At 33.2% G+C, this 1,493-nt stretch carries 1 protein-coding gene; it reads right to left on the bottom strand.

Translation table 11 applies throughout. The annotated features are described in order from the left end of the window. A partial coding sequence (locus AFK68_RS40760; protein ID WP_143437359.1) for a pentapeptide repeat-containing protein occupies positions 1-1,329 on the bottom strand: 1,329 nt, incomplete at its 3' end. Positions 1,330-1,493 lie beyond the last annotated feature (164 nt).

The following is a 1,493-nucleotide window of genomic DNA, read 5'->3' as shown; positions in this document are numbered from 1 at the left end:
TTGAGCGGTGGTAAAGTTAGTAGCTATTGCTAATGTTTCGGTTAAATTTGCATTGTTTAAATTGGCAGCTTGTAGGGAAGCTTCGCCTAAGTCTGCTAGTTTTAAATTGGCGTTACTAAGGTCGGCACTTATGAGGTTTGCTCCTCTTAAGTTGGTACTTATAAATTCTTGGTCTTTTCCCCATCCAGTTATTAATAATTCTCTGACTTTTATATCTTCTAAGATGGTTTTTTCGACTCTGGCAAATTTTAAATATTTGGTTTGTCGGTAGAATGTGCGGGTGGTATTAGCAAATCGGAAATTTGTGCTTTTAAGAATGGCATGACTAAAGTCGGTATCGGTTAAATTTGCATTACAAAAATTTGTGCCTCCTAGGGTTCCAATGGCAACAGCAAATTTTAGAATGAACAGATTATTTTCGTCTTCCTCTAATATCTTTTTTGCCAGATTTTTAGTTATTAATATTAGGGTTAAAGAAATAGCGATAGCCAGAATGGTTAGCATTACGACATAAGTTATTTCCCATTTTTTTATTTGATTTTTAGCAGCAATTCCTGTTCCAACTGCTGTGATAATATTCACCCAGATTAATGCTGAATTTACTAGCCGTTTACCAGAGATAATTTCGGCTAAAATTATTCCTAAACTGAGAGTAAAAATTAACACTAATATTGCTATTGCAGAGATAAAAAAGCTGAAAATTATAATCACAGCTTTATTTTCAGAATCGTCATTATTAGTGAAGAAATTAATGAAGGCTCTAATCATTTCACCAAATCTAAAATCTGTCATCCACTCTGACAATTTAATAACTGTGTTAGAGGATGTATCTGTCATTCCAAAAAAACTAAAAAAATTTACTATTTTTTCGTCATCAAGACCGAGGGATGCAAATATTACAGCTATTGTTAGCATCAGAATAATTAGGCTAAATAAATGCCACCAAATTTTTTTAATTCCCTGGCGAACTATTATTACTAATAAACCAATATTGATAAATTCTAGGAGAGGAAAAATAACTGCACCAATCTGAATTGGAATTACTTGACTTCTTTTGCTAGAGATAAGTCTGATGGGAATAACAGTAGCACCACCTGCACCTACACCTGCAATTAAAAATAAGATAATTACCAGAAGAAAAATAAGTCTAGTCTGAGATTTTGTTAATCCTGCTAAAGCATAATTGAAGTTAGCACCCGTGAGATTTGCTCCGGTAAAATCTGCTCCTCTTATATCTGCATTAGAAAAGTCTTTACCAGTTAAATCTTGATTTTTAAATGAACGACCTCGAAGATTTCTGCGTGGTTGTTTAGATGAATGAATTAGCATAATTATTTATTCCTGAAAGTTGAAAAAGTTTTTGTTCGTAGTAAAGCTCTTAGCCCTAGATATATATTTGGTGAAGTAATTATTCATTATTAATTGCTGATAACTGAAAAGATATCCCCCCTAACCCCCCTTTCCAAGGGGGGAATTATTAGGATAGTTTTTCC

It is taken from the genome of Hydrocoleum sp. CS-953 (assembly GCF_002260545.1).
GTDB lineage: Bacteria > Cyanobacteriota > Cyanobacteriia > Cyanobacteriales > Microcoleaceae > Trichodesmium.
This window is presented reverse-complemented; position numbering and strand designations above follow the sequence as displayed.